4 protein-coding genes are annotated in these 5,995 nt (G+C 41.3%); 1 reads left to right on the top strand and 3 read right to left on the bottom strand.

Annotation, left to right across the window (positions count from 1 at the left end; translation table 11 throughout):
- Nucleotides 1-216 precede the first annotated feature (216 nt).
- Together HWQ36_RS01900 and HWQ36_RS01895 are read right to left on the bottom strand one after the other, a co-directional pair.
- Complete coding sequence (locus HWQ36_RS01900; RefSeq protein ID WP_292697501.1) at nt 217-1,692, bottom strand: pentapeptide repeat-containing protein; 1,476 nt, start codon at nt 1,690-1,692, stop codon at nt 217-219.
- Between the two features lie 224 nt (nt 1,693-1,916).
- On the bottom strand, nt 1,917-2,657 hold the full coding sequence (locus HWQ36_RS01895; protein ID WP_292697500.1) for a pentapeptide repeat-containing protein: 741 nt from the start codon (nt 2,655-2,657) through the stop codon (nt 1,917-1,919).
- 3 nt (nt 2,658-2,660) lie between these two features.
- Between HWQ36_RS01895 and HWQ36_RS01890 the strand changes: the two genes are divergently transcribed.
- Complete coding sequence (locus HWQ36_RS01890; RefSeq protein WP_292697499.1) at nt 2,661-3,842, top strand: FAD-dependent oxidoreductase; 1,182 nt, start codon at nt 2,661-2,663, stop codon at nt 3,840-3,842.
- Nucleotides 3,843-4,038: 196 nt separating this feature from the next.
- Here the strand turns inward: HWQ36_RS01890 and HWQ36_RS01885 are convergent, their stop codons facing one another.
- Nucleotides 4,039-5,883 (bottom strand): tetratricopeptide repeat protein, encoded by a 1,845-nt coding sequence (locus HWQ36_RS01885; RefSeq protein ID WP_292697502.1) that lies wholly within the window; start codon nt 5,881-5,883, stop codon nt 4,039-4,041.
- Nucleotides 5,884-5,995 lie beyond the last annotated feature (112 nt).

The raw sequence follows: 5,995 nt of genomic DNA, 5'->3' as shown, positions 1-5,995 counted from the left end.
GAGTGGACTTGGTATAACGCCATTGCAACGATTTCACGTTAAGTTGACACCTATGGGAAATGGTGTGGTTTAATAATTTGAAAAGCGCTGTAATTTAAGTTTATTTTGCTAGAATTAGCTGCTGAAGTAGCCTTAGTGCTAGGCTGGAGTCTGGAAAAGTAAGCTGAAGTGAAAACGGTAGAATGCGCCCAAATAACTAATTGATGCTATGTTAACTCAACCTGATTGCCGCCAATCTGTCGGTGCTTCTATATAATCAGGTAAGCGAGTAGTGCGATCGCCAAGTGCCTTTCTAATCTGGTGTAACTCTAAGTTTTTAGCCCCTGTTAAAATTGTCCCTTCCAGTTTGACATCACTGAGGTCAGCTTCTAAAAAGTTGGCTCCCATCAGATTTGCCTGAGTCAGATTAGCTTGATAAAAGGTCGCTCTATGCAGGTTGGCTCCAATCAGGTTTGCCTGATGTAAGTCAGCTTCTGTTAAACTGGCTTCTGAGAGGTTGGCAAAATAAACTTCTGTTTGGTGGAGTTTAGCTGCATTCAAGTTAGCCCCAGAAAGGTTTGCTCCATTCAAATTGGCCCCAGAAAGGTTAGCACCAATCAAACCTGTTAGATGCAGGTTGGCTTTACCCAGTTTTGCACCTTGCAAGTTAGCTAAAAACAGCTTTGCTCCAGAGAGGTTGGCGACTTTCAAAGTTGCTTGTTGCAAGTTAGCTTTATAGAGGTTTGCTCCTTGGAGATTCGCTACACGCAGACTTGCTCCAGAAAGGTTGGCTGAACGCAGGTTAGCTCCACAAAGATTAGCACGGTTGAGATTAGCCAAACATAGATTAGCTCCACAAAGACTGGCTTTTAGTAATTTGGTTTCATAAAGAATAGACCTAACGAGTTTAGCGCCGTTCAGGTCAGCTTCACTCAAGTCGGCTCCACGCAGGTCAGACCCACTCAGGTCAGAACCACGTAAATCTGCTTGTTGCAGGTTAACTCCTAAGAGGTCTGCTCGTCTGATGTCAATATGACGTAAATCAAGTTTCTGATCTTTTGGGTCTTCGAGTAAATTACGCCTACCGATAACAGTTAAAGCTGCTTGAATATCAGTGCGGATTATTGGAAATTCTTCATGGAGGTTTTGCTCTAACTGCTGTGTCGGACGCGACCCACCTCTACGCCTACCTGAGTAAGCATCAGGTGAATATTCCGGCTTTTGTTGCTCCACCTTCACCTGCTGGATAGGTGCATTTTCTCGCACAAAGGCAGTGAGGATTTCCATGATTGTCCAGTGTTCTTTAGGAAAATCCTGAGCAACTCTTTCTAAGGCATAAATTGCACCTGTTCGGGTTTCAATTTTATCATGACCAAGCTGGGCAATTGCCCCCATAAAGCGTTCTGAAATCAATCTGTCTTGATTGAGTTTGGCATTCTGAAGGCCAATTTCTAGGTTTTTCTCAGCTGCGATCGCATTTTTCTGCATCGCTTGAACCCGCTTTGCTGCATAATAGGTATTAAACATTGCCGCCGATGCCAGAAAAACTATTGCAGTAGTTGTTAACGCTTGGTTTCTATACTGAATTTTTTCCTGAATTGACAATTCTTTAATACTGGATAAAGCAAAGAAAATTACAGTCAATGAGCAGCCAAATATAACTGTTATAGTTATCAACCAATTCAACAGAGTGTCTGTCTTTTTAGAAGACATGGTAAAGATTTTCCTTACAACCTAGAATTATTACTTAGATGTTTGGAAAAAATAGTATACCATTTAGCAGAAAATTATCATAGGTGTCAGAAGCCCTCTTTAACTAGGTAATAATATCGAATATACTAGTAAATTAGGGCGAAATTGAGCAATTATTGAAAATTGGTGAAAATCCTGCCCTATAAGCTTTTTATTTCTAACTTTCGCCTTACAGTACTGGTGTTTTATCCAGATAATTTAGCTTCTCTAAGGTTTGCCCCATGAAGTATGGAATCATTGAGAATTGCCCCATGTAAATCAGCTAGATATAAGCTTGCACAATGCAGGTTAGCTTCTTTTAAGTTAGCTCCTTTTAAGTTAGCTGCACTAAGAATTGCCCCTTCTAGGTTAGCTCCTTTTAAGTTAGCACCTTCAAGGTTAGCTGCACTGAGAATTGCTCCTGCAAGATTAGCTTCTGTGAGGTTTGCCCCAGTCAGATTAGCTTGATAAAGGTTTATCTGTTGTAGATTCGCTCTATTTAAGTTTGCTCCTCTAATGTCGATATGACTCAAATCAAGTTGTTCATTTTCTGGGTCTTTATTTATATCTCTTTGAGCGATAACGGTAAGGGCTACTTGAATATCTACACGAACTTTTGCTAATTTAATCGTTACTTCTTCTTGAGGTATATAAAGGGAATTTTTTCGGATAAAAGTAGTAAGAATGTTCATAACTATCCAGTGATACTGTGGATAATTTTGGGCAATTTGCTCTAAATCATTAATTACAGCTAGACTGTTTTCTATTGTGTTATTTTCTAGTTGTTCAATTGCTCTTCTTAAATGCCCTTTTGGGAACTTACACTGAGTTTGGTTAATTTTTTCTTGGAAAGCCTGTATCCCCAGACATATTTTTGATAATTGACTGTTATTAATTGATGAAATATTTTTTACACCATGAAAATAATTAATGATTACTGTCAACATACTATGGTTAAAAACTTAGTGCTGATTGGTGGCGGTCACAGCCATGTAATTGACCTGAAAATGTTTGGAATGAAGCCGTTACCCGGAGTGCGTTTGACGTTGATTAGTGCAAATCAAAAGACAGCCTACTCTGGAATGTTACCAGGACACATTGCTGGATTTTACACCCATGATGAATGTCATATTGATTTGAAACCATTGGCTAACTTTGCTCAAGCAAATTTGTATATTGACAGAGTAGTTGCCCTAGACTTGGAAAACAACAAAGTTCTCTGTGCTAACGGATTTGCGGTAGATTTTGATGTGCTGTCTATTGATATTGGCAGCACTCCGGCCAGAGTGTCTGTATCAGGAGCAGCAGAATATGCGATCGCAGCTAAACCAGTATCGCAGCTATTGGAACATTGGGATGAACTAATTGCAGCTGTAAGTAAAAATCCTCAAGAAGCAATTCGCATTGCGATCGCAGGTGGAGGTGCTGGCGGTGTAGAATTGGCGTTGGCGATGCAATCTCATTTACATCAGATTTTCCGTCAAACTCAACAACCAATTCAAAATCTGGAAATTCATTTATTTCAGCGTAGTATGGAACTGATGCCCAATTACCATCAATCAGTACGGCATCAACTTCAGCAAATTCTCACCGAGCGAGGTATTGAGCTACATCTTGGAGAAAGTGTGTGTAATATCACACCTAAAAACTATAAGGAAACTAGAGAAATATTTGAGATTAAATGCGACTCTGGTTTAACAGTAGAGTGTAATAAAATTTTTTGGGTAACGCAAGCTTCAGCACCCGAATGGTTAAAAATTGCGGGACTAGGAACTGATGAGCAAGGTTTTATTCTGGTAGAAGACACGTTGCAATCTCAAACACATCCGCAGGTATTTGCATCTGGTGACATCGCCACAATGGTAAATCATCCGCGTCCCAAAGCTGGGGTGTTTGCTGTTAGACAAGGTAAACCTTTATTTAAGAATTTGCAGCGAATTTTATTAGGTAAGTCACTCAAACCCTATAAGCCACAGAAACAATATTTAAGTTTAATTGGTACAGGAGATGGACGGGCAATTGCAACCAAAGGCATCTTCACTTTACCACCTTACAAACTCTTGTGGCATTACAAAGATTGTATTGACCGCCGCTTTATGGAACGCTTCCGTTTTGAAGAAATAAGGGAGTAGGGAGTGGGGAGTGGGGAGATGAGGGGGATGTGGTTCGACTTCGCTCACCAACCGGGGGATGAGGGAGTAGGGAGACAAGGAGGAAAAGGGGGACAAGGGGGAATTATTGAATAGTCTCTTCCTTGTCTCCCCCCTCTTCCTTGTCTCCCTTGTCTCTTCATCATGCCCCATGCCCAATTCCCAATCCCCAATTCCTTTATCGAAGCTGTTCAATAAGCTCGGTAATTTGTTGATAATACTGGATATTTCCCTCTTGGTAATACAAATCTGCGGATTTCTGGAAATCCGCAATTGCTCCTTGAGAATCACCCAGATTTTGGTAGACATCTGCTCGCAGGATGTAAGCTGAAGCCCAATGAGGCTGAAGCTGTAAGGCTTGGTTTAAGTCTGTGAGCGCTCCCTGCAAATCTCCCAATAGAGAACGGCTACGACCCCGATTGTACCAGTCTTCAGCAAAGCTGGAGTTGATGGCGATCGCTCGACTGTAATCTTCTATTGCCCCTTGATAATCTTCTAGGGCATAGCGAGCATTAGCGCGATCGCTGTAAAATGCAGCAGATTGAGGATTTATTTGTAAAGCTTGGGTGTAATCTGCGATCGCACTTTCATAAGCTTCTAAAGCATAATGCGTTGAACCTCGGTTGTAATATGCTTCAATTAAATCAGGATTAATTTCTAATGCTTGATTATAATCTACGAGCGCTCCTTGTTCATCCCCTAAAAGACGACGAGCATTTCCTCGATTGCAGTACGCTTGCGAAAATTCAGGAACCAATTCTATCGCTTGGGTGTTATCGTCAATTGCTCCCTGTAAATCTTGCAGAGCTTCCCTAGCAATCCCCCGACCATAATAAGCTGCGGCTAATTTATCGTTAATTTGTAATGCCCGGTCGTAATCTTTAATTGCTCCTTTATGATCTCCTAAAGAACGACGAGCCGCCGCGCGATCGCAATATCCTTCAGCTAAACTAGGATTGAGTTGTAATAACCGATTGCTATCTTCAATTGCGCCTTGATAATCTCCCAATCGGCAAAGAGCATTAGCCCGAAAGCCGTATACTAAAGCCAGAGTCGGATTTTCTTGTAACGCTTGGTCATAATCTGCGATCGCACCCTCATAGTCTTCAAGGGTACTACGGACAAGACCCCGTTCACAATAGGCTTGCACATCATCGGGATTAAACTTTAGCGCTTGGTTAAAATCCTCAATTGCTCGGTGATATTCTTTGAGATGAGCAAGAACCAAACCCCGATTGTAATATGCTCCAGCAAACCTGGGATTTATTTCTAGAGCGCGGTTGAAATTAGCGATCGCACTTTGATAATTTTCTAAAGAGTAGTGGGCATTACCTCGATTATGATAAGCCTCCGCCAACTTAGGATCTAATTGTAATGCTCGGTCATGATCTGCGATCGCTTCGTGAAAATTTCCTAAGATATGGTGAATATTACCCCGATTGCTGTATGCTGCGGCAAAATTGGGATGCCACTGTAAAGCTTGTTGAAAATTTGCAATTGCTCCTTGATGATCGCCTTGTTCAAAACAAGCGACACCCCGATTGTGATAAGCATTGGCAATATCAATATTGATGTTATCAGCTAATTGGGTACTAATTTCTATTGTTTGGATATAATCTGCGATCGCTTTGTCGTAGTTTTCTAAGGCAAAGTAAGCATTACCCCGGCTGTGGTAAGATTGGGCGAGATTGGGATCGATTTGTAATGCTTGGTTATGATCTGCGATCGCTCCTTGATAGTCGGCTAAAAAGTAACGTGCATTACCCCGGTGACAGTAGGCTGTGGCAAAATTGGGATTAATTTCTATAGCCCGATTAAAATCTGCGATCGCACCACGATAATCTTTGAGTTGACCACTTAGAATAATCCCTCGATTATGGTAAGCTTCGGCATAGTTAGGGTTGAGCTTGATTGCTTGGGTGTAAGCTGCGTAACCCTCTGGGGTCGCCGCAGGCATCGCTTCTTGATAATCGCCTTGCAAACTGTGGTTCAATCCTTGGTTTAAGAATTCTTCGGCATTCATATAATAATTTTCTTGGATTTCGACATTCTTTAGCTTAAAGGCAACAAGATTCTTAACTAAACCACGTCTATCTTGAAACCTGTAGTTCAACTCTAATGAATAAGGATTTGCC

The organism is Nostoc sp. NMS2 (assembly GCF_017115105.1).
Taxonomy (GTDB): Bacteria; Cyanobacteriota; Cyanobacteriia; order Cyanobacteriales; family Nostocaceae; genus Nostoc.
Note: the sequence above shows the minus strand (reverse complement) of the source record. Positions and strands in the feature narration are given on the sequence as shown.